Raw genomic sequence first — 26,570 nt, forward strand, 5'->3', positions numbered from 1 at the left:
GGGGGGGGGGGAGGAGAGATGTGTACTTTTCTGCTATGATAACATTCCAGGTGATGGGAGATCCCATGAGTTTGTGAATAAAGAGGATCAGAGGTTGTTCTCGATGAACCGCTGCCTCGAGCAGCGCTTCTGGATTGTACTCGTGGTGAAGGACGGCACACTACCAGCTGGGTGGGATGGTGATAGTCTTTTGAGAGGATCCGGCCGATACTTCCATTCCCGCATACAAGGTCCAGAACAGTCCCATGCACATAGGATGCGATTTCACGTGATCAAACAGGAGCACGGTAAACATCAAGCAGCTGATACCAGTCTATTTGCAGTCTGGATGAAGAGAAACGCGCCGCAACTTTTTTAAAAGCATCTGCGCCGTAAGTGCGAAATTGAGTTCCAGCAAAACTGCATAGTTCGGCAATTTAGCAGGGACAGTCGGGAAAATGCTGATGTGAGTGGTGACTTCCGTAGAGAAAATCTCATAAGTCAACGGATGAAAGGGATCAACGGAGAGGCGTCTTCTGTGCAGATAGACATCACTCGATCTTGCAATGCTTTGTGCCATGTTTGCCCCCATTCTAGCTGATGTTCGACCATCTTCTTAAGAGATTCTCAGTCCCTCAGGAGATGGACGGAAAGGAAGTCACGGAGGAATTCCTGTTCTTGAGATCGGCGTAACTTAGGAAGTCGCTATTTCCATCGATCGAGGCTGCCTCCTGAAAGAGAAAGGAGGGCATCTGCGAGCGAATTGAAAAGCATGCATAGCTTCAGGTAGAAGTTTTCTTTATCCTCCTGATGGAAACTGTGCCGTGTTTCTTTGGAATAATCTCCTGCATTGACAAGATGGATCCGCGCATACCAATGTAAAAATCGTTTTTCATCGAGTTGCATGCGCATAGCATGATAAGCATCTCGGTTGGCGAGATGGACGCTGATCCGCAAGCGATGGAGCATATCGAGAGCCGTTTGACGGTCGAGATGTGCTAGATCGCGAAAGCTTTTTAAGACATGATCTTCATCCCGCGTGTCCAACTGATTGAGTACAGAGAAAAGAGATCGGAATGTGGACATCTCATGCACTTCAACGCCAAATTCGACTCCACCAACATGAAGATAAGTGATGCGGAAATGGAGCCGCTTTTTTTGTTGTTTCCGTTTGGATGCAAATTGATCCTTTCTCGATAGAAAGCACTGCTTGTCGGTCACCATGAACAGATCTAAATCGTAAGACGGATCACCTAATCCATGCTGTGATCGACCCTGCTGCACAAACGAGTTCGTGAGAAGTGAGAGCTGGACGTTGATGGAGAAACTCTGCAAGCGTCTGATGCGTCAGATGATGCTTTGTGAAGAACGTTTCTACATTCTTATTTCCTTCAACGAGCAACTTAGTCCCCAGAGTGGCCAATTCTTCATGTTCTTTTTTGTTTTTCAAATTAATGAATCAATGCACTACGCAAGTGTGAAAATAAAGTCCATGATGAAACATATAGGCGTGATTGGACTTGGGATTATGGGCGCACCTATGGCCCAGCGGCTTCTGGAGCATGGCTCGTTTATACTCCGTATTTTTAAAGAATGAGTACCATTGCTCCTGCGATCGAGCAATCGATTGCACAAGGGATGACAGCACGCGGTATCGATTATCTGGATGCTCCCGTGTCAGGAGGGGATATTCGAGCACAAGCGGGTATCTTAAGTATGATGGTAGGGGGGAAAGTACCTGTGCTCGAGCGCGCGCGTCCTGTCTTGGAAGTGATTGGGCGCCGAATCACGCATTGCAGTCCTCATGGGACAGGACAGGCGACCAAGCTATGCAATCAGATCCTGGTAGGAGGTCGTCTGCTGGCTACCTGCAAAGCGATTTTGTTTGCTCAAGAGCAGGGTCTCGATCCGAATACCGTCATTCGAACGATTGAAGGTGGGACCGGCGATAGCTGACAGTGGAGGCATGTAGGTCCACGCATTATGCGGCGTGATTATGCCCCTGGCTTTACGGTTAAGTTGATGCAGAAGGACTTGGGGCTTGTGCAACAAGAAGCGGACCGCTTACACACTTCCCTTCCGCTTGTCTCGCTGGTGCGAGGGCTCTTTTCCTTATTGAAGGAAGAGGGGAGACAACAGGAGGGGACTCAGAGTCTTTTTAAAGTGCTCGAGCGGCTCTCCTTGGCCGAAAAACAAAAAACTTTGACTTGATAGGCTGGATTGCCATGAGATAATACATTTTTTTTAAGGAGCATGCATGGCGGTTAAGAAAGTGCCTCGCGAGGTGTTAGAAGCTCGAGGTGAGTTGGATGCGACAGTCGTCGCTGTGAAGGTCAAAGATGAGATCGTGGATCTCCATACCCCTATCGATGAGGGGGTGGGGTGTGTGCCGATTCGAGCGAGTGACCCTGAAGGGTTGGAAGTGATTCGGCATTCGAGCGCTCATGTGATGGCAGATGCTGTGCAAAGGCTGTTCCCTGAGACAAAAGTTACTTTTGGTCCTGCGATCGAGGATGGGTTTTATTACGATTTTGAGAGGCCGGATGCCCCTTTTCGCGAGGAAGACTTTGAGGCAATTGAAAGGGCGATGCGGAAAATCATTCAAAAGGATACCCCTTTTCGCCGTGAAGTGATCTCCCGGGAGGCTGCTGTTCGTTATTTCCAGTCCAAGGGGGAGCATTTCAAGGTCGAGCATATTCAGACTCTTCCTGAGGGGGAGGAAATCACCCTGTATCGTCATGGTGGAGATGGAGCGGATGAGTGGGTCGATCTTTGCGCAGGCCCCCACGTCCCCTCAACAGGCTTTCTCAAGGCTATTAAATTGACTCGAGTCGCTGGATCATATTGGCGTGGGGATGAACGAAATCCCCGTCTCCAACGAATTTATGGGACTGCGTTCGATTCGGAAGAAGAGCTTTCCGAATACTTGAAGCGTGTGGAAGAAGCAAAACAGCGGGACCATCGGAAATTAGGGAAAGAGCTCGACCTCTTCTTTTTTGACCCCTTAGCTCCTGCCATGCCGTTTTTTATGCCTAAAGGGGCGTTTGTGTACCATACCCTGATCGAATACATCCGCAGTCTGTACAAAGTGTATGGCTATGAAGAGGTGGTGACCCCTCAGGTGTTCGATCCCGAGCTCTTTCAGAAAAGCGGACACCTCGAGTATTATCGTGAGAATATATATCGCTTGTGGACGGAAGATGGGTGGGGAAATGAGACGGAAAAGGGTCCTCTCTCGCGGAAGGAGATGCATCGCTTATGGGAGAAACGATCGTTTGCGATCAAACCGATGAACTGCCCAGCCCATTGTATGATGTTTCGGGCGCGCATGCGATCCTACCGCGATCTCCCTTGGCGTGTAGCTGATTTCGGAAGACTTCATCGCTATGAGAGAGGGGGGGTGGTTCACGGATTGACCCGCGTAAGGACCCTTTGTCAGGACGATGCGCATATTTTCTGTGCAGAAGAAGATGTCCCTCAAGAAATCACAAAATTTATTCGTCTGCTCGATGAAGTGTATCGAACGTTTAAGTTCGACAATATGCATGTTAAATTGGCTACCCGTCCATTGCAGCGGATTGGAACGGATGAGGAATGGGACCGATCGGAGAGTGCGTTAGAACAGGGGCTTCGGGATTCGGGTCTCCCTTTTGAAATTTCGGAGGGGGAAGGGGCTTTTTATGGCCCTAAGATTGAGTTTCACATTCAGGATGCGCTTAAACGGAGTTGGCAGCTCGGCACTATCCAGTACGATTCCAACCTCCCTAGTCGTTTTGATCTGACCTACGTAGGAGCTGATGGGAAAAAATATCGCCCATTGATGCTCCATCGCGCTGTGCTCGGTTCGATCGAGCGCTTTTATGGGATTTATCTCGAGCATTGTGCGGGTCACTTCCCCGTTTGGCTTGCTCCCAGGCAAGTTTCTGTGTTGACTGTCACCAATCAATCAGACGCCTATGCCCTCGAAGTCGTGCATGCGCTCCGCTCTGCTGGTGTCCGGGTTGATTTGGATTGTACGCCGGACAAGCTGGGAGCAAAAATGCGCCATGCTCTTTTGGCACGCTATCCGTATATAGCGGTTGTGGGGGCAAAAGAGATGGAATCACGTACAGTGATGTTGCGCTCCCGCGCTCACGGGGAGCTCGGAGCTATGGATGTTGCTTCTTTCGTCGATCGGGTTTGTAAGGAAGCTTCCCTTCCAGGCAGTGGGTCCTTTTTAGAAAGAACTGCTTTACAAGGGGGAGATGATACCCATTAAATGGCGTATTCAATGGATCATCGAAAGAAGCGCTCTCGGCGATAGCCTAGAAAGGAAAGCGGAGAGCACGCTGCAATGGTAACAACAGGAGGATTTCAAGATACAATGTCTATGGGCCGCCCCCCTTTCGAACTACAGCAACCTCAACGTACTTTTCAGATTCGCGTTAATCACCGCATTCGGGTCCCAGAAGTTAGAGTCGTTGGAGCTGATGGGACTATGCTCGGTGTTTTTCAGACCGGTGAAGCGATTCGTTTAGCGACTTCTCAGGGCCTTGACTTGGTGGAAGTCAATCCTAAAGCAGACCCTCCTGTTTGCAAAATTCGGGATTTTGGTAAACATAAATATGAGGAGAAGAAAAAGATAGCGGAAGCGAAGCGAAAGCAAACCGTTGTGGAAGTGAAAGAGATCAAATTGAGGCCGAAAACCGATGAACACGATCTCGAAACAAAATTGCGGGCTGCCCGGCGCTTTTTGGAAGCGGGTCATAAGGTTAAGTTCTCGGTGCGGTTCCGAGGGCGTGAAATCACTCACCCCGAAAAGGCGCATGAGCAGATTGACTACATCATCCAGCAGCTTGAAAGCATTGCCAATGTAGAGCTCAAGGCGACGATGGAATTGCGCGCTCTCTCCCTTGTATTGGCGCCTAAGCCTGCTGTGTTTCAAAAGGCGGTTCAGGCGAAGATGATTGCGCAAAAAATCCGACAGGAAGAAGCGTGTATGAAGAAACGCAAAGGTGTTGAGCACGGAGCTGTGACCGAAACCAACAAAGGGGAATTAGAAGAGGCTATTCCAAATAAAGGCATCGATCTTGCTTAGCAGCTCGACGACTGTAGTTGTGCAGCGAGGGGCTTATGCCTATGAATCTATTCTTCTGTTTTCTTTTCCTTTTACTGAGATTGGATGCTTGGGGGGCATGCGCTCATTCTTCTTCCTCTCAGATAGAGCGGGGGGAGTCAGGTGAAAAGAGATGAGTATTTAGTAGCTTTTTTTTGATGGAGTTGAAGATCGAGGGCGCCATCCTGCTGTGGTGACACTCGATGTAGAGGGAAAGCAATTGTGCACGGGGGCTTTGATTGTGGTTGATCGTGTATTAACTTCCCGTTTCTGCCTGTCCAGGACTGTGGAGTTAGTCCTCACTTACCCTCAGGAGCAATCTCGGGGGCTTGGGGATCGAGATCCTCGCGCGATTCATGTTTTTATCGGGGAGGATATGGCGAACGGGAAATATGTTGCTCATGACAAACAGATAGGGGCTCCGGCCCCTTCTTTTATGTGTGGATTGGATGTGACTATGCTCCAATTGGATAGACCTGTAGAGGGGATATCTCCTTTAAAAGTTCTGTGTTCTGAAGTTGCCATCAACCAATGCCTTCGGCAGACAGAGGTTTTGCTCGAGGGAAACGTGGAATTGACGTCAAATTCCTATGAGAGCACATTTGCGTGACGGATGTTCGTGAAGATGAGTTTGGGTTCTAAGGGAGGACTCCTCTTTCTAGAATGGACGGGATTGCTTTAATTGAATTGATCGGGGAAATTGTGGGGATTGCTTCTCGCGTTGAGGGTGGCGAGGAGAGAGATGAAGAGAGCGTACGGTGTACACGGGGGTAGATAAATATCTTGGATGGATCGATAATGCTATCGAGGTCTTTGAATCAAGAGGCTTTGGGGGAAGAAATGCTGAACGAAGTGGGTTCGTCTTCTTCCCCTTCGTTGAAACCGGACGAGAAAAGGGGGAAGCAACAGCCACTCCTTCCTCTCAAGGGGATATGGTTAAAGATATGGGCATGGCTTGTCAGACCCCTACAGATTGTTCTACAGAAATTTGCGTGGTAGAGCCTCAGAGACGGTATTGTTCATGGGTATGTGGGAGGGGCGATCGCTGCCTCCCTCGGTATCATTATTCTCGCAAAGTGCATTTTTCTTCAAGATCTGCATAGCTTACTAACCATGGATTTCCATTTTTCTGAAGAATATGCCCTTTTACGTCAAGCAGTGCGCGATTTTAGTGCGGTTGAGATTGCTCCCTACGCTTCCATGTGGGATCAAGAAGAGCGTTTCCCTCATGAGCTGGTTCCGAAATTGGCCAAAATGGGTCTTTTGGGTATCTGTATCCCTCCGGAATATGGAGGTGTTGGGCTTAATGTGCAGAGTTATGCTTTATGTGTGGAAGAGATTGCCAAGGTCGATGGATCGAGCGCTCTCTTTGTGGCTTCCCACAATGGGCTTGCTGTAGGGCATGTTCTTGCGTTTGGAACCGAAGCACAGAAAGAGCGCTTTCTCCCCAAGGCTGCGAGCGGAGAGTATCTTGCAGCGTGGGCTTTGACGGAGCCTGGGAGTGGGAGTGACGCGGCCGCGCTCACGACTACAGCGAAGTGGGAGGATGGAGCTTGGGTACTTTCTGGGACGAAGATGTTTATTACCCAAGGGTGTGTGTGTGGCTTCTGTGTCGTTCTAGCACGTACAAATCCTCATGTGGCCAAACAAAAGGGGATCACTGCTTTCCTGATAGAGCGTGGGACTCCTGGATTTTATGCGACGAAGCAGCTAAAGAAACTAGGTTGTCGTTCGAGCGATACGGCTGAGCTTGTTCTAGATCGTGTTCGTGTTCCAGATAGCTGTCGATTGGGCGAAGTGGATTGTGGCTTTTCTGATGCGACCCAGATTTTGGCACAAGGCCGTATTTCTATTGCAGCGATGGCGCTTGGCCTCGGGTATGGAGCATTTGAATCTGCTTCGAAGTACGCGTCTCAACGCATTCAATTCGGTAAGCCTATTGGAGATTTTGGAGTGGTGCAATGTATGCTTGCAGAGAGCAAGATCGATCTGGAGGCTAGTCACTTGCTGACTTACCGGGCAGCTTGGCTTGCTGATCAGAAAAGGCCCTGTATGCGTGAGGCATCTATGGCAAAGTTGTTTGCTAGTGAGGCGGCCACTCGTATTTGCCACCGCTCGCTTCAGATTCATGGGGGATATGGTTATAGCTGTGCATTCTCGGTGGAGCGTCATCTCCGTGATGCGAAATTATGTGAGATCGGAGAAGGGACGAGTGAAGTGCAGCGCATGCTGATCGGTCGCCAATACCTCGGTATGGTTCGTCCGACGGGTCAGTAATTTTTACCCTCTTAATCAGTACCAATCATCAAGGATATTGAGCGGAAAAGGAAGGCGTCTCTTTCCTGTCATGTTCGGTATCGATAAGGTCCTTTGCTAACACGTTGACAGAGGTTTACTCTGCCCTGTATACTCTTTGAAGAAAGTGGCAGAAAGTGGCAGAAAGTGGCAAATAGATGTAAAAAAAGGAGTGGTTAGGCCTAAAGTGGGGGGTGGTGTGGTGGAATGTTTCGCGGTCGTTATGAACACACTATGGATGCGAAAGGGCGTACGAGCGTCCCTGCGCGCTATCGAGAGGCCTTGCAGAAAGGAGGAGAACGCTATTTGGTGGTAACCGGTGCGTTTGATGCTTGTCTCAATGTGTATCCATTCCAGGAATGGCTCCTCTTTGAGGAAAAGCTCTCTATGCTTCCTCAGTTCGATCTGGCTGTCATCCGTTTAAAGCGGCTGTACGTTTCCGGGGCGGTAGAATGTGAGATCGATGAGTCCGGTAGGATTTTGATCCCCCCCACCTTGAGGGACCATGCGCGGCTTAGCAAACATGTGCTTTGGGCAGGTAGTGGAAAATATGCTGAATTATGGTCGAAAGAAGGCTGGGAACATCAGGTTGAAGTAGCCGAAGCAGAACGCCAGAAGCTTGGCATCCGTTTGGCAGAACTGGGGCTGTGAGCTGTCGCATGAAAACGGAATTCCTGCATCCATCTCAATCGGTAGCCGTACCAGGATTTCACGAGTCGGTGATGACAGAAGCGGTTGTGCGCTTGCTTTCTCCTCAACAAGGGGGGGTGTATGTCGACGTCACCTTAGGGGGAGGAGGTCATGCAGAAGCTATTTTAAAAGCTGAGAAAAATAATTTTTTGGTTGGATTTGATCGCGATCCTTTTGCTCTTCAGATGGCTAAAGTGCGTCTCGCTCCTTTTTCGGATCGAACGCTATACATCAACGCTTCTTTTGGACAGTGCAGAGAGCAGCTGAAGTGCCATGGAATTGGTCGCGTGCAGGGACTGTGTGCTGATTTAGGGATCAACTCGTCGCAACTGAACGATGCAAAGCGCGGCATGAGTTTTCGGCAGGAGGGGCCTCTCGATATGCGTATGGATCTTAGAGAGGGGCTAACCGCTCGCGAATTGATTCTTCACACCAGTGAAGAAGAATTAGCTTCTCTTCTTTTTCATTATGGAGGGGAGTGGCGTTCTCGGCGGATCGCTTGTCGTATTAAAGAGGCTGTCGAAGAGGATAGGCTTCACACGACATTGGATCTCCGTCGGGCCGTCGTTCGTGCAGTAGGTCCTGCTCGCGTGGGAGGGATCGACCCAGCTACCCGTACCTTTCAAGCATTGCGGATCGCTGTCAATCGCGAGCTCGAAGAATTGGAGACATTGCTCTCGTTGCTCGATCAGATCGTAGGGGAAGGGGGGATTGCAGTCTTTATTTCTTTTCACTCTCTTGAAGACCGGCAGGTCAAATTGGCTTTCAAAAAGCGACCGTGGGAAACCATGACCAAAAAACCGCTGGTCCCTACACAACAAGAGATTCAACGGAATCCACGGGCACGCAGTGCCAAATTGCGTGCTGCACACCATGTTCCTAAGGGTTAAATGCGTACTTCTTATTCTTTTTTGTTTTTATGGACGTTGGCAGTATTTGCAGCAGTTTCTGCGTTTGTTTTTCAGCTATCCATTCGAAGTAAAATCATATCGATAGGCTATGAGCTCGGCAGGACCAAAGCGGAGCAAGAAAAACTGAAAGAGGCGAAGCGCGTTCTGCAGGTGGAAACCGGAAGCTATAGAAATCCCGAACGAATTGATATGATTGCGCGTGGGCTTTTGGGGATGGAGAGCCCCCCACCGGAGAGAATTATCCCTCTTGCGATGCGGGGTAAGGCAGTGGAAGGGGCAAAACTCGCTAGCGAGGAACACGTGCGTTGAAGAACCTAGAGGGTGTTCGTGCTCGGTGGATTCGAGTTCGGATGGGAATTATCTGTGCCATGATGGGAGCAGTGCTTGCCGTGGTAGTCTCTACTGCCTATAAAGTGCAGGTAAAAAATGGCCTAGTGTGGCGTAGAATGGCCGAGAAACAGAGACTGCGTCGCCTCCACATCGAACCCAAGCGAGGGACTATTTTTGATCGTAATGGGGTTGTTCTTGGGATTAGTGTTGAAGTCCCCAGCGTCAGTGTGGATGTGGTGGAGATGCTTCGGGGATTGAGGGAAGGGGGGGATTCAGAGGAAGAGAGCCTTCGCCAAATTTCTGATCAGTTGGCTTCTATCCTTTCTTTAAATCCCGACGAACTCTTTCATAAGCTGTCCGCAAAACCTCGCTTCAGTTGGTTGAAGCGACGCGTCACGAGTGAGGAGCTGGTGGCCATTCGCGAATTGAGCGATCCGAAAAAGAGAGCGAATCCCCTTCGAGGATTATCGATTGAGGGGGAAGGACAGCGCTATTATCCCAATCGCCAATTGGCTGGTCCTCTGTTGGGTTTTGTAGCACCGGATGGGGAAGGGAAAGATGGCATTGAGCTCAGTCTGAATCAAGAGTTGAAAGGGTGTTTGGAAGAGGTCAAGGGGCTTCGTGACCGAGGTGGTAGGCTTTTGCTCTCTGAAGTTGCTTTAAACCAACATGCTTTTCAAGGGCATGACATTTACCTAGCCATTGATCAGGGGATGCAGCATATCGCGGAGAAGGAGTTGGAGGCTGCTCAAAAAACGTATGAAGCCAAATGGGCTGCTCTTGTGATGGTAGAACCACGGACAGGCGAAATCTTAGCGCTGGCTTCAACGCCGGGCTATAATCCCAATGATTACAATTTATCTAGTGTAGAAGTGCGGCGCCATCGCGCTATCACGGATCGATTTGAACCTGGTTCTGTCGTCAAGCCTTTTGTGATGGCGGGTGCGCTCGCAGCAGGAGTCATCCAACCCTATGAGTCGATTTACTGCGAAGAGGGGAGTTACCAGGTAGGCCCTGTGATTTTCCACGATACACATCCTCACGATTGGCTGACCCCCACACAGATCCTCGCGAGGAGCTCGAATATCGGCATTTTAAAAATCGGGATGCAGTGGGGAGAAGCAGGAGTTTATAGCATTCTTCGCAAATTTGGTTTTGGGGAGCTAACCGGGATCACCTTGCCGGGAGAGGTGGCTGGCTCACTTCGCCCGCGCGGTAGGCCCTGGTATGAGATCGAGACTGCTACGGCTTCTTTTGGTCAGGGGATCAGTTCGACGACGATTCAGCTGGCAATGGCCTTCGCGGCACTGGTGAATCGCGGGCGTCTTCTTGAGCCCTTTCTCATTCGTAAGATCGTCGATGCGCAGGGAAAAATTGTGAAAGAAGGGACTACCCGCCTCCGCGCCGAGGTCGTTCCAGAGGATGTCGCTCAAAAGGTGATTCATATGCTCACCTCGGTTACCTCAAGAGGGGGGACGGGGGTCGAAGCTGCTATCCCTGGGTTTCACGTGCCTGGTAAGACAGGCACCGCACAGAAAGCGGACTCCAGTACAGGGAAGTACTCGCTCAATAAGTATACCTCTTCTTTTGTGGGTTCTGTCCCTGAAGAACACGCTCGATTTGTCATTGCTGTGGTGTTGGAGGAACCGATGATGGGTCGCTACGGAGGAAACGTGGCAGGTCCTGTTTTTCGGAGGGTAGCAGAAGCGGGGTTGCGCTATTTGGGGGTAGCCGCAGAAGGGATCTCCACGAGACTTCCTGTTTATCGAAAAAGAGCTGCTGTTGAAGAGGCTGAAGAGGTGTTGGAGAACACACGTGAAGTGCCTCCTTTTGAAGGTCTTTCCGTTTCTCCACAGGCCCTAGCAGATGTGTCCGATGAGAAAGAGTGGATTCAAGTGCCGGATATCCATTTCAAAGGGGCTCGTGAAGCGGTGCAGCGTGTGACGGAAGCGGGTCTTGTTCCTCATCTGGAGGGGGCAGGAAAAGTAGTCTATCAAGAACCCCCTGCAGATACGCTTGTTCTCAAAGGGACAACTGTCTATTTCAAACTAGAGGTCCGATGAGTTTCTCTCCTGATCTGGATTCGCCAACAAAAATGCTTATACCTCGCTTATCAACCCCCTTGTCTCTTGCAAGTCTTGCCCAGCAACTCCCCGGAGGAGCATCGATAATGGGAGAAGGGGCTACATTGCTAGAAGGGGTGCACCATGATTCACGCTTGGTAGAACCAGGCGATCTGTTTGTTGTCAGAAAAGGGATGAGAACGGAAGGCGCTCGTTTTCTTGAACAAGCGCGAGAACGGGGAGCGCGTGGGTTTCTGATGGGTCATGAGTCGTTGTCCCGGTATATGGCTTTTTCCGAATCGCTCCATGTCCCCTTCCCCGCGCTTATCGTGAAGGATGTGTGCCGTGCGATGGCCCATGCGGCGTCCCTTGTATATGATCGCCCTGCAGAACATCTAAAGGTGGTGGGGGTTACTGGAACAAACGGAAAGACAACGACAAGTCATTTGATCAGGCATGCTATCGACCACCTGTGCGGATATTCATGTACGGGGGTCATTGGGACGATCGGCTCATCGCTTGGAGAGAACTTTTGGCCTGCTGTGCATACGACCCCAGAAGCAGATGAGTTGGCTAGACTGATGGCTTGTATGCGGGTGCAAGGGGCTACTTATCTCGCGATGGAGGTCACCTCCATCGGACTTGCATTGGAGCGTGTGTGGGCTATTCCTTTTCGAGTTGCTGCTTTTACCAATTTGACACAAGATCATCTCGATTTTCATCGAGATATGGAAGCCTATGCCGCAGCGAAAGCGAGATTGTTTTGGGACTATGCTCCCGAACAGGCGGTCATCCATATCAATGATCCATTCGGTGCCATATTAGCTCAGCGTGTTTCTTCTCCTGTGGTGCGGGTAAGCTCTTGCTTGCATTTACCTTCCGATCGTGCAGATATTGCTCTACTTTCTTTCAGTGAAAAAACGTACAGTATGGATGTTCAATTAAAGACTCCAGGAGGCACTTTGCGCATGCAACCTAAGTTGCGCGGTAGGCATAATCTGGAAAATATGCTGATCGCTTTAGGGGTTGTGCATGCGCTCGGCTTCGATCTTAAAGAGGTTGCCGAGCTCTTTTCCAAAGAAATCGTAATCCCTGGCAGGCTTGAGCGTTGCGATGAAGATGGTGATGATCTGAGCGTGTTCGTCGATTATGCTCATACCCCGGATGCGCTTTCCCGCGTGTTGGAGAGTCTTTCTGGGCTCGCAGCTGGCCGACTAATCTGTATTTTTGGGTGTGGTGGGGATCGAGACGCAACCAAACGAGCTCAGATGGGGCAAGTGGCTGCAAGATGGTCTCAGTGTGTCCTGATCACCAGTGACAATCCTCGGATGGAGGATCCGCTCGCGATCGCTCGCGAAATCGAGAGAGGGGTGCTGCATGGCCTCTTTTCTCCTGTCGACGAGGATGTATTTGGAAGGGAAGAGGGGCATTACCGCATTGAGCTAGACCGTGCCAAAGCGATTGACTTCGCCATCGCCAAGGCACAGAGCGGGGATGTGATCTTAATTGCGGGAAAAGGGGCGGAGAAAGTGCAGATGATAGGTTATGAATCGCACCCTTTTCATGATGTGCAGCAGGCGCGTCAGGCTTTGGCTCGCCGGAGAGAGAAACGCGGTACTTTGTTGAAGAGGAGAGCCAAAGATGGCCACTGAAATCCCTATCAGTCATGCTGCGTTTTCTGTTTGGAGCGCCCTAGCAGCCACGGGTGGAGTATTGCGATCGGAAAGTGCCAGCGATCGATTTACAGTTGGGATCACGAGCGACAGCAGGCAAGTTCGCCCTGGGAATCTTTTTGTGGCTCTTAAGGGGGAGCGTTACGATGGTCACGATTATGTGGAGGCGGCAGTGCGTGCAGGGGCCTCTTTGGTAATCGTTCAGAGGGAGTACAATGGGTTTTTGGGAGATGCTGATGCCATTGTGGTCGAGGATACCCTTAAAGCATGGGGGGATCTGGCTCGAGCGCATGTACGTGGGTGGAGGCGTTCGCATGCCTGTCGCGTTGAAGAGCCGCGTGTTTGTGTTTTAACAGGAAGCGCTGGAAAAACGACAACCAAAGAGTTCTGTGCCTCTTTTCTTATGACGATCGGTTCTTGCCACTTTTCAAAAGGAAACCTCAACAATCGAATCGGCTTGCCTGCCGTTATATTTGGGCTCGAGCCGTATCATCGGTGGTTGGTGCTCGAAGCTGCTATGAATCAAGTGGGCGAGATCGCAGCGTTGGCCTCTATTGCTGAACCAGATGTCGCTTTGATTACGAATATTGGAGTCGCGCATGCAGCAGGTGTGAGCGGTGGGCGATCAGGAGTGGCGCGTGAAAAAGGGGTACTCTTTGAAGTGCTCAGTCAGAATGGGACCGCCATTGTGAATTGTGATGATGCTGCTGTTTATGGGCAACTCGCTCGCACTCGTGCGAAGCATGTGAGGACGTTTGGACGCATGTATGATGCGGATTATCGCTTGATGGATCACACTCTCCTCGGTGTCCAAGGGGCTCGAGTGCTTTTTGAGCGCCCGCGTTCCTTGGAAGGGAGAGGAGAGCGAGAGCAGATTGAAGTGCACATCCCTCTTCTCAGTGAGGTAGCTGCTCTGGATATGATCGGTGGTCTTGCTGCAGCGGAGGCGACAATAGGGAGAACCATCCCTGTTTCTTTGTTGCATCAAGCGCTTGAACGGACTCTCTTTGCAGCCGGTCGAGGTCTTATTTTTCAACTCGAGCACGAGATGACGTTGATTGATGAATCTTACAATGCCAATCCCAGCAGCATGCAGGCAGCGCTGCACACGCTTAAGAATATGGCTACGCAACGAGGTGGACGTGCGATTGCGATTGTTGGGGAGATGAGAGAGCTCGGATCTCTTGAAGCGTCGGAGCATCTTGCCCTTGGGGATAAGATGGGGGAGTTTTCGATTGATCTGGCCATTGGCTGTGGTGGAGCGATCAATCTCACTTTGGAGCGAGCGGCATCTCACGGAGTTTCCGTTGTTAATGGGAACAGTGTGGAAGAAGCGATCCAAGCGGCTTGCGATCATGTGCAACCGCGCGATGTGGTGCTTGTCAAGGCGTCGCTCAGGGTGAATGCGGCAAGGGTGGTCGCAGCCCTTCGAGAAAGATTTACAAACCCTAGCATAGGAATTCTATGATCTATCAGCTCCTTTATCCGATGCGGCATCAAGCCTCATGGCTCGGTTGGTTGAATGTGCTTCGTTATGTCCCTTTTCGGGTCATTGCAGCGATTATTACAGCGATGTTGTTTTCCTTTTTGCTGTATCCTTGGTTTATTCGGGAGCTGCAGAGAAAACAGATAGGGCAAGTTATCCGGGAAGATGGTCCAATCTCTCATCATGCCAAATCCGGAACCCCTACCATGGGGGGTTCTCTCATTCTCCTTTCCGTGTTGGTTCCTACGATTCTTTGGTCTGATTTGCAGAATCCACTTGTATTGACTACAGCGGCAGTAACGGCTGGATATGGAGTCATCGGTTTTTTAGATGATTATCTCAAGCTCAAATTTGGCAACTCGCGCGGAATCCCAGGTCGGTATAAATTGCTTGGTCAATTCATCGTAGGGGGGATCGCAGTCAGCTATCTCATGCTTGCGAAGGATCATCTGCCTGGAGATTGGTGGGATATCCGAGGGAGGTTATCGGTTCCCTTCATCTCTTTTGCAAAGCACCCCATTAGTTTTTCTTTAGGGATTTATATTCCGTTTGCTGTGCTGGTTGTGGTGGGGACGTCCAACGCAGTGAACTTGACAGATGGTCTGGATGGATTGGCCATTGGCCCGATTATCATCGCATCGGGAACTTACATGATCTGGGCTTATCTCGCTGGAGCTACCTTTGGTATCCCCAATGTATCTCAGCGTTTTGTGGTCGGACGTTACCTTGATATCCCCAGTGTTTCCAGCATCGGTGAACTATCTATCTACTGCGGTGCAGTAGTGGGAGCAGGGATTGGATTCCTCTGGTACAATACCTATCCAGCACAGCTTTTTATGGGAGATGTAGGCTCCTTGGCACTCGGGGGAGGATTAGGGATGTGCGCAGTATTGACCAAGAATGAACTGCTGTCGATCATCCTGGGAGGGATCTTTTTCATTGAAGCTGTGAGCGTTATCGCACAGGTAGTCTCTTTTCAACTCACGGGAAAGCGGGTTTTTTTGATGGCCCCTATTCATCATCATTATGAAAAGAAGGGGTGGCCTGAACCCAAAATCATCGTCCGTTTCTGGATCATTTCGATCTTGCTCGCCTTGGTTAGTCTTTCTAGCTTAAAACTTCGTTAGAAAGATTTGAGCTGTGAAAAATTTAAAGGGCAAACGCGTTATTGTGGTAGGGCTTGGTGCCAGTGGGGTAGCTGCTGCGAAGCTGGCTCTTCGCTCTGGTGCTTCTGTCGTAGGAACCGATGCGCGGGAGGAACAAGCACTGACCCCAGATGTGGTGGCCCTTAAACAACAAGGGGTTAGACTGATAGCAGGTGTGCATGGAAAAGCGAATTTCCAGGGAGCCGATCTGATTGTCCTATCTCCTGGTGTCCCTCTTTTTGCAGAACTCAAATATGCTGTGGATCGAGGTATCCCTCTTCTTGGGGAGACCGAATTTGCAATTCAGGCTTGCGTTCATGGCGCTCCTTTGCTTGCGGTTGGGGGGACCAATGGGAAAAGTACGACGACCTCTTTAATTGGGGAGTTTTTAAAAGCCGAAGGTCTATCTGCTTTTGTGGGAGGAAATTTAGGGGAACCCTTCGCAAACCACACAGAGACTAAGTGGGATGTTATCGTTCTAGAAGTGTCCAGTTTTCAGATGGAACATGTGATTCACTTTCGCCCTTCGGTGGGGGTTCTATTGAATATCACCCCCGATCACCTTGATCGACATGCGAGCTTTGAAGCTTACGTCTTGGCAAAAGGGAATGCGTTTGCTCGCCAGCAACCAGAAGATAGCGCAATTTATCCATATCATGATGTACTCTGTAAGCAGCAAGTTCAACGCGGGCAGGCGAAATTGATTTCGTTTGGGGTTCAGAGTGAAGCGGATGTGCAGGTGCAATCGGATCAGATTGTAGATCAACAATGCGCGGAGAGGTACAGCCGAAAAGAGATTCTTCTTAAAGGGAGCCATAACGCCCTTAATATCGCTGCAGCGATTGCAGCGATCGGTCCCTTTCGCGTGAAGGGCGATACGATTCGTTCTGTCTTGGCTTCTTTTAGTGGTCTCCCACATCGCATGCAGTTCGTTACTGAAGTGGAAGGGGTACGCTATTACAACGATTCGAAAGGGACGAATGTGGGAGCTGCTGTCATGGCGCTTTCAGGCCTTGAGGAAGAAAACGCTATCCTGATTGCAGGAGGATATGAAAAGAAAGGGAGTTATGAGCCTCTTGTCCAAGCGCTAGAGCGGAAAGGAAAAGCTATGGTTGTGTTAGGTCAGGCCGCTGCTGCAATCGAAGCTGCAATCGGAAATCGACTTCCTGTTGTTCGGGTGTCGACTATGGAAGAAGCGGTGGAGATGAGTTTTGAGCTTGCTTCTCCTGGAGATGCAGTTCTGCTTTCCCCCGCTTGTGCGAGTTGGGATATGTTCCCTAACTATCAAAGCCGTGGAGATGCGTTTGTTCAAGCTGTTCTCAAAATTCGAAAAAACAAAAGAAAAGAGTGTTCCTTCTCCCAATAGGCGCGCGCCATCTAGGCTGCTGCTGCTCCCCCCGCTTGATGCTCGTGCAACTCATCCGAAACAGTCTTCTTTTCCGATGGATGCTGCTCTTGCGGCTGCTTTAATTGCATTAATTGGATGTGGCATTGTGATCACCTACAGCGCCTCGGTTGTGGAGGCGACTGTTCGGTTTCACGACCCTCAGTATTTTTTAAAGCGTCATGTCATATACGCTCTCGTCGGTATTGCGTTGATATTCGGTGTGAGTCGGTTCGATTACCATTGGCTCTACAAATGGACGTATCCCATGTTGGTGGGGGACGTGGGGCTGCTGATTCTGTGTATTATCGGATTTGGTCGTACGGCGGGACGTGGCTCTGCGCGCTGGCTGAATGTAGGCCCTATTCATATTCAGCCTACAGAGATTTCGAAGCTCGTGCTTGTCCTATGGCTTGCGTATTCTCTCGCAAAAAAAGCAGAACGCGTCCGCTCTTTTTCAATCGGATTTCTTCCTCACTTGATTGTCGCAGGATTTCTGATCGCTCTTTGTATGAAACAGCCGGATTTCGGGAGTTCTGTGGTGCTCTTGCTCCTCACCTTTACCTTGCTTTTTGTGGCGGGGGCGAAGGTGGGCTACCTATTAGGGGCTTCTCTTCTCGGGGCATGTCTGGGTGTACTCGCAATCCGACTGAAGGACTATCGCTATGAACGTTATTTGGCTTGGATCAATATGCTAGAGCATAAGCGTGATCTCGCTTATCAGCCTTTTCAATCGGTGATGTCCTTCGGTTCCGGTGGATTTTGGGGTTTAGGTTTGGGGCGAGGGTTTCAAACGCTCTACTTACCTGAAGCGCATACCGATTTCGTTGCTGCGATTCTTGGAGAGGAACTCGGTTTTTTAGGGATATTGATTCTGTGCATGACCTATACGCTTGTTGTTGTCAGAGGGGTTCGGATTGCGCTTTTAGCTCCTGATGATTACGGTAGTTACTTAGCGTTCGGCATTGCTACGATGTTTGGTGTGCAGGCTCTTGTCAATCTAGCTGTTGCGCTTGCTCTTCTCCCAACGAAGGGGCTGGCGCTCCCATTTATCAGTTTTGGGGGATCTTCTTTGCTTGTTAACTCAAGTGGAGCAGGCATTCTTTTAAACATTTCAAGACAGATCGTTGATCGAAATCGAAGAGGCACATGAGTCAACGTCTTTGCATTTGGATCGCAGGAGGTGGCACCGGGGGCCACGTCTTTCCCGCTTTGGCGGTGGCCCATGCGCTTTGTCAATTGGCGGATGTACGCATTATCTTTTCAGGGACACCGGGTGGCCTCGAAAATCGATTTGTCCCTGCATGCGGTTATCAGTTGGAACTCTTTCCTATTTTACCCATTCAGGGTAGTCATTTATGGAGGATGATCCGTGCTGTAGCGATTGCTGGGAGGGAGACGGTGCTGTCAGCGAACAGGCTTCGTCGACTAGGACCCGTCCATGCGGTGTTCAGTATGGGGGGGTACAGCGCTGGTCCCGTGGGGCTTGCCGCTGCCATGTTAGGTATCCCTCTCGCTATCTGTGAGGCCAACGCAGTTCTTGGTCTTTCTAACCGTTGGCTGGTTCACTTGGCGTCTCGCATCTATCTTGGTTGGGAGGATACAGCAGCCTCACTTACTTCTATTTCTGATCGTGTACGGATTTCAGGAGTCCCCTTGCGCGCCCAGTTTGAGCTTCAACCCTTGTCTTCTGAGCAGCCTGCTCGCATTTTAGTTGTAGGGGGGAGCCAAGGAGCGGCATATCTCAATCAAACCATTCCGACAGTTCTTGCGCTCGTCGCTCAGCATGTTGAACGTCCGTTTGAAGTGATTCATCAATCGGGGGAAGAAGCGATCGAATCGGTTCGACAGATCTATGTTACCCATGGTTTAAAGCGTGTCCAAGTGGTCTCTTTCCTTCACACAATGTTCGGTGCTCTTCGCGATGCAACCCTTATTATCTCACGTGCAGGTGCATCCACCCTTGCTGAAATCGCAGCGGTGGGGCGCCCTTCCATTTTGATCCCATTCCCCTTTGCAGCAGATAATCATCAGACTCGGAATGCGATGATTATGGAGAAGGCGGGAGGCGCTTTTTGGTTTTCTCAAGCAGAGGCAGAACCGTCTTGTATCGCGGAAAAGATCATTCAGCTTCTCAATCACCCTGACGAATGCATTCGAATGGGGGAGTGCGCTGGTTCTTTGGGGAAGCCAAAGGCTGCATGGTATATTGCGCGTGATCTTCTCGATCTGATCAACACCCGGGATTCGGATCCCTCTTCTCTGATTCCTGCACTTTCTTCATCCTCTTTTGGAATCGAAGTTCCCGCACAGAACTCTTGGATAAGGAAATCGTAAATGTTTCGTGGTCGTGTTCGGCAGATCCATTTCATCGGTGTCGCAGGGATTGGAATGAGCGGTCTTGCAGAGATCTTACACAGGCTCGAATTTGCTGTATCGGGTTCTGATGTCAAGGAGAATGAGGCGACCAAGCATCTAGAGACGCTCGGTGTCAAAGTCTACAAAGGGCATCATGCCGATCATATTGTTGGTGCAGATGTAGTTGTCTATTCGAGCGCGATTGCTCCAAACAATCCAGAGATGATCCATGCGCGTTTATTGCATGTTCCTGTCATCAGTCGCGGAGAGATGCTCGCTGAGCTGATGCGTTTCAAATACACTGTCGTGATTGCTGGATCTCACGGAAAGACTACCACCACTTCGCTTGCTGCTATGGTTTTACACCATGCGGGGTTCGATCCGACTGTGGCAGTAGGTGGAAGGATCAACCCGATCGGTTCGAATGCGTGGGTAGGGGAAGGGGATCTCTTTGTCGCGGAAGCAGATGAGAGCGATGGTTCTTTTCTAAAACTCACCCCCACGATCGCAGTCGTGACGAACATTGATCCAGAACATTTAGATTATTATAAAAGCCACGTGCACATCAAGCAGGCTTTTATCGATTATGTCAATAAAGTCCCTTTCTATGGTCTCGGTGTGCTGTGTTGGGAGCACCCGCATGTCCGTGAGATCCTCCCTTCGATTACACAGCGACATGTGACTTATGGTCTGTCGGGTGAGGCTGACTATTGGGCTAAGCATCTTGTGTTTGATGGAGTGATGTCTTCATTTGATGCCTACTGCCGTCATAAATGGCTTGGAAGATTTCAGGTCCATATGCCAGGAACGCACAATGTTTTGAATGCCTTGGGGGTGATTGCAGTGGCGGATGAACTCGCGATCCCTCTGAACGTGATGCAAGCAGCGATCGCTTCTTTTCATGGAGTGCAACGGAGATTCACGATTGTGGGAGAGCGAACCGTCAAAGAAAGAGAAGGGAAAGTAGGGGATGTCTTGATTGTCGATGATTACGGGCATCATCCCGCTGAAATTGAGGCGACTATCAAGGCAGCCCGATCGGCTTTTAAGAGACGTGTTGTCGTGGCTTTTCAGCCACATCGCTATACGCGCCTTGCTTCTCTTTTCTTCGAATTTGTGGAAGCTTTAGCAGGAGCGGACGTGCTGTTCATTACAGAAGTCTATCCCGCTGGAGAGGCGCCTATCCCTGGGGTTACGGGTGAATCGCTGGCGCATGCGTTGTGTGAGCGATGTTCTCCTCAGTTGGTGCATTATGTTAGGGACAAAAAGCAAATACCTCACCGATTGATGGAACAGATCACTTCGGGAGATTTAGTCATTGCTCTCGGCGCAGGTGACATTAATATGGCTGTTTATGAACTGGATCGCCTCCTAGGCGAACAAACTTTGTGAATGGTGATGAAAGGAACATCTTCTCCTATGGCTGCTGATGGTTCTGTGCGGTGAATGCGATCCAAGTCGATGGATCAGAGAGGGTTAAAAGCGCAAACGAGCAATCAACATGGCAGCCTCTATTAAGGATGAACCTCATCGCCAACAGCTAGCCAAAGCAAAGCGGACCCAAGGAAGTACCAATCGGCGCATTCGGCCGCCTCAATGGTCTGTGGAAGGTGAACACCAAGAAGAAAAGCGTGCGCAAAAAAGGCGAATGGCTCTCAAGGTGGTTTGTGTCTGGTTAGGAACCTTGTTGACATTGGGGGTTGCTCTCTTTGCAGCGTTGTGGGCGCGCCGTTACGTTATGGAAAGCCCTCAATTTGCGGTCGAGACCATTTTGGTTGAGGGGATGCAAGAACGGTCGGTCCAGGAGATCATTCAGTTGGCCGATATCCAGAAAGGGCAGAATATTTTTTCAATAGAACTTGAAGAAATCCGTCAGCGGGTCTTGAAAAATCCTTGGATCACCCGTGTAAAAGCAATCCGAAAATTACCCCATACGATTGTATTAAGTGTGGAAGAGCAGGAAGTGGGAGGAATCGTTGCTCTTGGAGATTGTTACCTGGTCTCGAGACAAGGGAAAGTTTTTAAGAAGCTTGAGCCTGGAGATCCCACCAATCTTCCTGTGATTGTCGGTTTGACGAAAGAGATGTTTGCTGGGGATCGCTTGGGTGCAGAGCAGCTTTTGCGGCGTGCTTTAGATCTGGCCATGGACTATGAGCATGGTCCTCTTGCTCGACGATCGCTTCTTCAACAGATAGACATCTCACCGAATCGGATGTATACATTGATTATAGGAGACCCTCCTATTGCGGTAGCCCTTGGATTTCCACCTTTTCGGAGAAAAATACAGCAAGCAATTCTTGTTTTCGCAGAGCTTGAACGGAGGGGAGCGCGAGCAAAAGCGATTATGCTAGATAATGAGGCCCGTCCTGAAAAAGTGGTAGTTCGATTGCATTAGCGCAGGAATATCCAACATGCAGGTAATAGTAATAATCGATATGGCAAGTTATGGGCTTTGAAAAATACGCAAATCTTAAAAAAAAATATCTTAGTAGTAGCCGGCAGATCCTGATTCGTTTTGGCGTGAAGGGGTATTCTGTGAGTAATTCTTGGACCAAAGGGACAAGGCAAGATGAACGCGCCTGATGCAACTGGAGAGATCGTCGTCGGATTAGATGTAGGGACAACTAAAGTGTGCGCTGTCGTCGGGGAAGTGGTGGAAGATGGGATTACCATTTTAGGGGTTTCGTCGGTTCCTTGCCGGGGTCTTCGAAAAGGGATTGTCTCCAATATTGATTGGACGGTGCGATCGATTCGCGATGCTATCGAGTCTGCGCAGACGATGGCGGGTGTAGAAATCCGGACGGTGTATGCAGGGGTGGCGGGGAGTCATATCCGGGCTCAAATGTCCGATGGTGTTGCTGCCATTGGAGGGGGGGAGGTTACCCGGGTCGATGTGGAGCGTGTGCTTGAAGGAGCCCGTGCTATCCCGATCGATGCGGATCGTCAGATCCTTCATGTATTACCTCGCGAGTTTATCGTTGATACGCAAGATGGTATCCGTGATCCTGTGGGGATGAGTGGCGTTCGGTTGGGCGCTAAAGTGAATCTGATCACAGCTGCGACTACTTGTGTACAGAATGTCGTCCGCTGCGCGGAGCGTTGCGGACTAGCTGTGGCTGATGTGGTGTTGGAAGTGTTAGCCAGTGCGGAGGCCGTTCTTTCTGAGGATGAAAAGGAGATCGGCGCTGCAGTGATCGATATTGGTGGGGGGACTACGGATATTTTGCTGTATGTCGACGGTGGGATCGCACATACGAGCGTCATTCCTGTAGGGGGAATGAATGTAACCAGCGATATTGCAGCTGGTCTTCGGACGCCGATGGCGGAAGCGGACCGTCTCAAACGGCTTTCAGGGTGCGCGCTGGGGCGGATGGTATCGGATGATGAGGAAATTGAAGTGCCTGGCGTGGGGGGACATCCCCCCCGACGTGCGCTGCGCCGAGTTTTGTCGGACATCATTGAGCCTCGGGTGGAGGAGATCCTCGCGGTGATCCGAAAGCGGATTGAGGATACGGGCTTGCTGGAACACCTCTCTGCAGGGGTGGTTCTGACAGGGGGGGCCGTTCTTCTTGAAGGGATGACGGAGTTTGCTGAAGAAATCTTGGGGATGCCCGTTCGAATCGGTTTCCCTACAGGAATCAAAGGGATCACTCAATTGGTGCAAGGGCCTCAGTTTGCTACAGGGACAGGTCTGGTTAAATTTGGGGCACAGGTGATGAGGGATTATATTTGGAGTGAGAGCACTTCGAGGGGGGGGATGAAAGCCCGTGGTGTGCCCCAAATGGGGTCAGAACTCGCAGAAAAAGAGAAGGGTGCAAAATATGGCTTTTGGGAGTGGCTCAAGGCTGCGTTTTAGTGATTTGATGATTCAAAATGAGATTTTATGTCGCCAATAGGAAAGCAAAGTGCTTTATTTTACGTAAATGTGTTTGCGAGAAGGAGAGAGGAACTTCAGATTGTAAAAAAAGTTGTTTAAATCAAAAAGCGCATAGGATAAGAGGGACTATCATCTGTTGATGATTTGATTTAGATATTATTAAATTAAAAAGAACCCTTTTGAAACATTGAAGGGATGATAATTCGGAACTTGTAACCATTGGCAATGGGTTTTTTGGTAAGAGGCGACCGAAAATCACATGGATAAATAAAATAATGAATTAACCTTGTGGAAAGATCCCGGGAGGCACGTAATGAGTTTTTCCATTGAGTTCGCTGATGATACGCAAGAATATCAGGCGCGAATTAAAGTTGTAGGCATAGGTGGTGCTGGTGGAAACGCCATCAATACAATGATTAGCGATGGCCTTGAAGGCTCGGAATTCGTTGCTGTCAATACAGATTTGCAGGCTCTGAATTCAAATGCGGCTGCAGTCAAGCTCAATATTGGAAGCGCTCTGACGCGGGGTCTCGGAGCGGGTGCCGATCCGGAGCGCGGGCGCAAAGCTGCACTGGAAGATGTCCAGCGGATTAAGGAGGCTTTAAGTGGTGCAGATATGGTTTTTGTCACCTCAGGGATGGGAGGTGGAACGGGCACCGGAGCAGCTCCTGTAGTCGCGCAGTTAGCGCGTGAAGAAGGTGCCCTTACAGTAGGAGTTGTCACCAAGCCCTTCGCCTTTGAAGGGCGTCAGCGCCGTCGTCGAGCGGAGCTTGGTCTCGTTGCGCTCTCTGAACATGTGGATGCGCTGATTGTCATTCCAAATGACAAACTAATCTCACCGGAAGACGAAGAACTGACCTTTCTCGAGGCATGCCGCAAGGCAGATGAAGTGCTTTATCAAGCTGTTAAGGGTATCAGTGATCTGATCACTCAAAACGGTATCGTAAATGTCGATTTTGCAGATGTTCGAACAGTTATGAGCAATATGGGCCGTTCTTTGATGGGGACTGGCATTGCCAAAGGGCAAAATAGAGCGCGTATCGCAGCAGAGATGGCAGTTTCTTCTCCTCTTCTGGATGATGTCTCTGTAGAAGGGGCGATGGGGGTGTTGATCAATGTAATAGGGGGTGTTGATCTCAAGATGAAAGAAATCCAGGAAGCGGCTTCGTTGGTCCAAGAGCGGGCTCACGAAGAAGCCAATATTATCTTCGGAGCGAGCATCGATGAATCGTTGAGCGACAGCATGAAAGTTACTGTCATTGCCACCGGATTCGATATGAATGAGATCTCTTCTGCTTTGGAAGAATCTACGCCTAGATTCGGTATGGCCTCGACCTCCTCTGCGCTGAATGGCCATCGGATGAGTACGATGAATGTTCCCTATGGGCGCGTCGGTAGAGGTCCTGCCTCGGTCGATATCGCAACGGCGAGTTCTGCGCCGCCATCTCGCCGCTTCCATCAGGGGACGGATGCTCGCATGCGGGGAGAGCCTTCTTCATCATCCCCTCGGGTAACTCTGCCTGAGCGATCGGTTGCCCCTTCATCGACTGCTTTTCCGTTGCCTGGTGAGCATGATTGGGATGTTCCTGCATTTCAACGCAAGCAGCACTGAAAGCCTGTTTAAGAATGCTTTCAACAATAGATAATCGGGGTTCCGAGCATTTGGGCTTCGCGTAGCACGGTAGAGAGCCCTTCCTGCTGAGAGGCGTAGAGTAGAGCCTGTGAAGCTCCTATCCATGCTAGTGCTTCGCGCCTCCCGATTTTCCCAGTGAAGTAGGTATTGATCTGGAGGCGTTTGGCCATCGATTCGAGCCGTTTTCGTTCAGGACCATCCCCTATGATCGTGAGGAGATTTCCCTTCTCAGGATGAGAGGGGAGAGCAGAGGTGTAGGTGATAGTTCTATCCAATCGTTTGCTGGGGATGAGTCGCCCGACAGCGGTGTAGACTTTCCAACCTTGGAGTTGGCGTCGACGGTGCAGGATCTGCTGTTGTACGTTGGGGAGTTCCAGAGATGGAGGGGTGATGGTCGATCCGTGCTCTAGAAGCCGTGCGAGATAGGGGGGGAGGGAGTCAAGCAATTGCTCTCGGAGTTTTACGGAGACAAATCGCCAGCAGAGTGCTCGACCGAGAAGTCGACGGACAAGCCATACGCGCATGGGGATGGGAAGCGAGCAGAGCAGCCGAACATCGGCTCCGTGGGAGACGAGTTCCAAAGGAGAAGGGATTATAAAACCGATCGGCCACCCACAGGGCAACGCCCAATGTGCAATAATTCGATGGGGGGAGTGATATTTCAATGCCCGCCGCACGCGTTGCATCCAAGCGATCGCATCGACGGTATACCATGGAAAGGCTTGCAGCCGGATGGAGGCTCCCGGCCATCCAAATGCGTTACCCCCGCCCAGTGCAAGCACACGGATGCCATCGTCAGCTTGCTTGATCTCCTGCAGAGGCGAAAAGACCGTGATACAATGCCCCTTTCTCGCTAGCTCTTTCGCTTCCGCCCGTATAAAATGACCGCTGGGATCATCTTCGTGACAGGGATAGCTGGTTGTGATCAACGCGATGCGCATGAATGCCCCTATTGAGAAGGATAGAAATGAACGAAAAGAAAGAGAAACTCTAGACGAGTTGCAAGTCACACGCTATCTCTTTTCGCTATGCTGGGTGTCAGGCCTAATGCCTGGATTGAATTTGATTATACCTTAACGGATGAACGAGGAGAGCCCCTCAATTTGGAGGAAGTGGAGTATTGTGAAGGTGCTGTTCACTATGTCCACGGGTATGGGATGTTGCCTCCAGGGTTAGAAGCTGCTCTTATAGGCATGAACGTCGACGAAAAAAGGGATGTTTTTCTCTCTGCAGAGGAAGGATTTGGAGAATATGCCCCTGACCTTGTATTTTTGATTGATCAGGAGGAGCTCCCTGCTTCTATCGAGAAGATCCAAATGGGTGATGCGCTCATGGCGGAGGATCAAAAAGGGGAAAAGCTGGAGCTGAGGATTATGGAGGTACATCCAACCCATCTTGTAGTGAATGCCAACCATCCCCTTGCAGGGCAGGCATTGCGTTATCACATTACCTTACGTGCGATTCGCCCTGCCACAGAGGATGAGATTGTGCAAGCTGCTCAATTCTTTGATGAGATGGAAGACTATTTAAAAAATGACTCTGGAAAGTCTCCAACAGAAGCGCCGCATTACTCTCTTTTGTCTATTCGTCTTAAAAAAGATAGAAATGAGCCCCATTAGATTTGTAAAAAGAGCTCTGGCCTTCTTGCCTT

At 50.2% G+C, this 26,570-nt stretch carries 23 protein-coding genes and 2 pseudogenes; 22 read left to right on the forward strand and 3 right to left on the reverse strand.

Annotated elements, in window-relative coordinates; all coding sequences use genetic code 11:
- Positions 1-313: 313 nt before the first annotated feature.
- Both BCY86_RS09620 and BCY86_RS02575 read right to left on the reverse strand, forming a co-directional pair.
- Positions 314-559 carry a hypothetical protein gene (locus tag BCY86_RS09620; RefSeq protein WP_156865013.1) on the reverse strand — a complete coding sequence of 82 codons (246 nt, stop codon included), beginning with the start codon at positions 557-559 and terminating at the stop codon, positions 314-316.
- A 125-nt stretch (positions 560-684) separates the two neighbouring features.
- On the reverse strand, positions 685-1,263 hold the full coding sequence (locus BCY86_RS02575) for a hypothetical protein (RefSeq protein ID WP_216636028.1): 579 nt from the start codon (positions 1,261-1,263) through the stop codon (positions 685-687).
- Between the two features lie 34 nt (positions 1,264-1,297).
- On the opposite strand from BCY86_RS02575, the gene BCY86_RS02580 reads away from it, so the two are divergent.
- From BCY86_RS02580 to ftsZ, 21 genes and pseudogenes are all read left to right on the forward strand, one after another.
- On the forward strand, positions 1,298-1,576 hold the full coding sequence (locus tag BCY86_RS02580) for an NAD(P)-binding domain-containing protein (protein ID WP_075276319.1): 279 nt from the start codon (positions 1,298-1,300) through the stop codon (positions 1,574-1,576).
- Positions 1,577-1,617: 41 nt separating this feature from the next.
- Positions 1,618-2,190: pseudogene (locus BCY86_RS10290) on the forward strand (NAD(P)-dependent oxidoreductase).
- 46 nt (positions 2,191-2,236) lie between these two features.
- Complete coding sequence (gene thrS, locus BCY86_RS02595) at positions 2,237-4,237, forward strand: threonine--tRNA ligase (RefSeq protein ID WP_083604134.1); 2,001 nt, start codon at positions 2,237-2,239, stop codon at positions 4,235-4,237.
- Positions 4,238-4,312: 75 nt separating this feature from the next.
- Positions 4,313-5,056, forward strand: a complete 744-nt coding sequence (infC, locus tag BCY86_RS02600) for a translation initiation factor IF-3 (RefSeq protein ID WP_075276322.1) — start codon at positions 4,313-4,315, stop codon at positions 5,054-5,056.
- 202 nt (positions 5,057-5,258) lie between these two features.
- Positions 5,259-5,684 (forward strand): annotated as a pseudogene (locus BCY86_RS02605) (hypothetical protein); the annotation flags it as partial.
- A gap of 148 nt (positions 5,685-5,832) precedes the next feature.
- The gene (locus BCY86_RS02610) at positions 5,833-6,177 is read left to right on the forward strand and encodes a hypothetical protein (protein ID WP_075276324.1); all 345 of its coding nucleotides are present in this window, start codon (positions 5,833-5,835) and stop codon (positions 6,175-6,177) included.
- Positions 6,178-6,187: 10 nt separating this feature from the next.
- A complete protein-coding gene (locus BCY86_RS02615) occupies positions 6,188-7,351 on the forward strand; it encodes an acyl-CoA dehydrogenase family protein (protein WP_075276325.1) in 1,164 nt (387 codons plus the stop codon).
- A 225-nt stretch (positions 7,352-7,576) separates the two neighbouring features.
- A complete protein-coding gene (gene mraZ, locus BCY86_RS02620) occupies positions 7,577-8,020 on the forward strand; it encodes a division/cell wall cluster transcriptional repressor MraZ (RefSeq protein ID WP_075276326.1) in 444 nt (147 codons plus the stop codon).
- An 8-nt stretch (positions 8,021-8,028) separates the two neighbouring features.
- Positions 8,029-8,949 carry a 16S rRNA (cytosine(1402)-N(4))-methyltransferase RsmH gene (gene rsmH / locus BCY86_RS02625; RefSeq protein WP_075277532.1) on the forward strand — a complete coding sequence of 307 codons (921 nt, stop codon included), beginning with the start codon at positions 8,029-8,031 and terminating at the stop codon, positions 8,947-8,949.
- Positions 8,950-9,279: an FtsB/FtsL family cell division protein gene (locus BCY86_RS02630; RefSeq protein ID WP_075276327.1), complete on the forward strand. Its 330-nt coding sequence runs from the start codon at positions 8,950-8,952 to the stop codon at positions 9,277-9,279.
- Entirely contained in the window at positions 9,276-11,363 is a 2,088-nt protein-coding gene (locus BCY86_RS02635; protein WP_075276328.1) for a penicillin-binding transpeptidase domain-containing protein, read from the forward strand. The genes BCY86_RS02630 and BCY86_RS02635 overlap by 4 nt, the downstream gene beginning before the upstream one ends.
- Positions 11,360-13,015: a UDP-N-acetylmuramoyl-L-alanyl-D-glutamate--2,6-diaminopimelate ligase gene (locus BCY86_RS02640; RefSeq protein WP_083604135.1), complete on the forward strand. Its 1,656-nt coding sequence runs from the start codon at positions 11,360-11,362 to the stop codon at positions 13,013-13,015. The genes BCY86_RS02635 and BCY86_RS02640 overlap by 4 nt, the downstream gene beginning before the upstream one ends.
- Positions 13,005-14,504, forward strand: a complete 1,500-nt coding sequence (locus BCY86_RS02645; protein ID WP_075276329.1) for a UDP-N-acetylmuramoyl-tripeptide--D-alanyl-D-alanine ligase — start codon at positions 13,005-13,007, stop codon at positions 14,502-14,504. Before BCY86_RS02640 ends, BCY86_RS02645 begins: the two co-directional genes overlap by 11 nt.
- Positions 14,501-15,649, forward strand: coding sequence for a phospho-N-acetylmuramoyl-pentapeptide-transferase (gene mraY, locus BCY86_RS02650; protein WP_075276330.1), 1,149 nt, complete (start codon positions 14,501-14,503; stop codon positions 15,647-15,649). The genes BCY86_RS02645 and mraY overlap by 4 nt, the downstream gene beginning before the upstream one ends.
- A gap of 13 nt (positions 15,650-15,662) precedes the next feature.
- A complete protein-coding gene (gene murD, locus BCY86_RS02655) occupies positions 15,663-17,033 on the forward strand; it encodes a UDP-N-acetylmuramoyl-L-alanine--D-glutamate ligase (RefSeq protein WP_075276331.1) in 1,371 nt (456 codons plus the stop codon).
- A complete protein-coding gene (ftsW, locus tag BCY86_RS02660; protein ID WP_245776253.1) occupies positions 16,972-18,204 on the forward strand; it encodes a putative lipid II flippase FtsW in 1,233 nt (410 codons plus the stop codon). Before murD ends, ftsW begins: the two co-directional genes overlap by 62 nt.
- A complete protein-coding gene (gene murG / locus BCY86_RS02665; protein WP_075276332.1) occupies positions 18,201-19,388 on the forward strand; it encodes an undecaprenyldiphospho-muramoylpentapeptide beta-N-acetylglucosaminyltransferase in 1,188 nt (395 codons plus the stop codon). Before ftsW ends, murG begins: the two co-directional genes overlap by 4 nt.
- Positions 19,389-20,801 (forward strand): UDP-N-acetylmuramate--L-alanine ligase, encoded by a 1,413-nt coding sequence (murC, locus tag BCY86_RS02670; RefSeq protein WP_075276333.1) that lies wholly within the window; start codon positions 19,389-19,391, stop codon positions 20,799-20,801.
- A gap of 109 nt (positions 20,802-20,910) precedes the next feature.
- Positions 20,911-21,804, forward strand: a complete 894-nt coding sequence (locus BCY86_RS02675) for a cell division protein FtsQ/DivIB (RefSeq protein WP_075276334.1) — start codon at positions 20,911-20,913, stop codon at positions 21,802-21,804.
- 174 nt (positions 21,805-21,978) lie between these two features.
- Complete coding sequence (ftsA, locus tag BCY86_RS02680) at positions 21,979-23,265, forward strand: cell division protein FtsA (RefSeq protein ID WP_075276335.1); 1,287 nt, start codon at positions 21,979-21,981, stop codon at positions 23,263-23,265.
- A 334-nt stretch (positions 23,266-23,599) separates the two neighbouring features.
- Positions 23,600-24,898 (forward strand): cell division protein FtsZ, encoded by a 1,299-nt coding sequence (gene ftsZ / locus BCY86_RS02685; protein ID WP_075276336.1) that lies wholly within the window; start codon positions 23,600-23,602, stop codon positions 24,896-24,898.
- A gap of 20 nt (positions 24,899-24,918) precedes the next feature.
- On the opposite strand, the gene BCY86_RS02690 is transcribed toward ftsZ, so the two are convergent.
- On the reverse strand, positions 24,919-25,860 hold the full coding sequence (locus tag BCY86_RS02690; RefSeq protein WP_075276337.1) for a glycosyltransferase family 4 protein: 942 nt from the start codon (positions 25,858-25,860) through the stop codon (positions 24,919-24,921).
- An 87-nt stretch (positions 25,861-25,947) separates the two neighbouring features.
- On the opposite strand from BCY86_RS02690, the gene BCY86_RS02695 reads away from it, so the two are divergent.
- A complete protein-coding gene (locus BCY86_RS02695; RefSeq protein WP_075276338.1) occupies positions 25,948-26,538 on the forward strand; it encodes an FKBP-type peptidyl-prolyl cis-trans isomerase in 591 nt (196 codons plus the stop codon).
- Positions 26,539-26,570: the final 32 nt, after the last annotated feature.

The organism is Pajaroellobacter abortibovis, assembly GCF_001931505.1.
Lineage (GTDB): Bacteria > Myxococcota_A > Polyangia > Polyangiales > Polyangiaceae > Pajaroellobacter > Pajaroellobacter abortibovis.

Bases quoted from the DNA above. Each gene is read 5' to 3' on its own strand.
- murG (WP_075276332.1), top strand. From the start codon at position 18,201: ATGAGTCAACGTCTTTGCATTTGGATCGCAGGAGGTGGCACCGGGGGC.
- infC (WP_075276322.1), top strand. From the start codon at position 4,313: ATGGTAACAACAGGAGGATTTCAAGATACAATGTCTATGGGCCGCCCC.
- BCY86_RS02640 (WP_083604135.1), top strand. From the start codon at position 11,360: ATGAGTTTCTCTCCTGATCTGGATTCGCCAACAAAAATGCTTATACCT.
- BCY86_RS02580 (WP_075276319.1), top strand. From the start codon at position 1,298: ATGGAGAAACTCTGCAAGCGTCTGATGCGTCAGATGATGCTTTGTGAA.
- BCY86_RS09620 (WP_156865013.1), bottom strand. From the start codon at position 559: ATGGCACAAAGCATTGCAAGATCGAGTGATGTCTATCTGCACAGAAGA.
- mraY (WP_075276330.1), top strand. From the start codon at position 14,501: ATGATCTATCAGCTCCTTTATCCGATGCGGCATCAAGCCTCATGGCTC.
- BCY86_RS02675 (WP_075276334.1), top strand. From the start codon at position 20,911: ATGGCAGCCTCTATTAAGGATGAACCTCATCGCCAACAGCTAGCCAAA.
- BCY86_RS02695 (WP_075276338.1), top strand. From the start codon at position 25,948: ATGCTGGGTGTCAGGCCTAATGCCTGGATTGAATTTGATTATACCTTA.
- ftsA (WP_075276335.1), top strand. From the start codon at position 21,979: ATGAACGCGCCTGATGCAACTGGAGAGATCGTCGTCGGATTAGATGTA.
- BCY86_RS02630 (WP_075276327.1), top strand. From the start codon at position 8,950: ATGCGTACTTCTTATTCTTTTTTGTTTTTATGGACGTTGGCAGTATTT.
- ftsZ (WP_075276336.1), top strand. From the start codon at position 23,600: ATGAGTTTTTCCATTGAGTTCGCTGATGATACGCAAGAATATCAGGCG.
- BCY86_RS02615 (WP_075276325.1), top strand. From the start codon at position 6,188: ATGGATTTCCATTTTTCTGAAGAATATGCCCTTTTACGTCAAGCAGTG.
- BCY86_RS02690 (WP_075276337.1), bottom strand. From the start codon at position 25,860: ATGCGCATCGCGTTGATCACAACCAGCTATCCCTGTCACGAAGATGAT.
- BCY86_RS02645 (WP_075276329.1), top strand. From the start codon at position 13,005: ATGGCCACTGAAATCCCTATCAGTCATGCTGCGTTTTCTGTTTGGAGC.
- murC (WP_075276333.1), top strand. From the start codon at position 19,389: ATGTTTCGTGGTCGTGTTCGGCAGATCCATTTCATCGGTGTCGCAGGG.
- rsmH (WP_075277532.1), top strand. From the start codon at position 8,029: ATGAAAACGGAATTCCTGCATCCATCTCAATCGGTAGCCGTACCAGGA.
- mraZ (WP_075276326.1), top strand. From the start codon at position 7,577: ATGTTTCGCGGTCGTTATGAACACACTATGGATGCGAAAGGGCGTACG.
- thrS (WP_083604134.1), top strand. From the start codon at position 2,237: ATGGCGGTTAAGAAAGTGCCTCGCGAGGTGTTAGAAGCTCGAGGTGAG.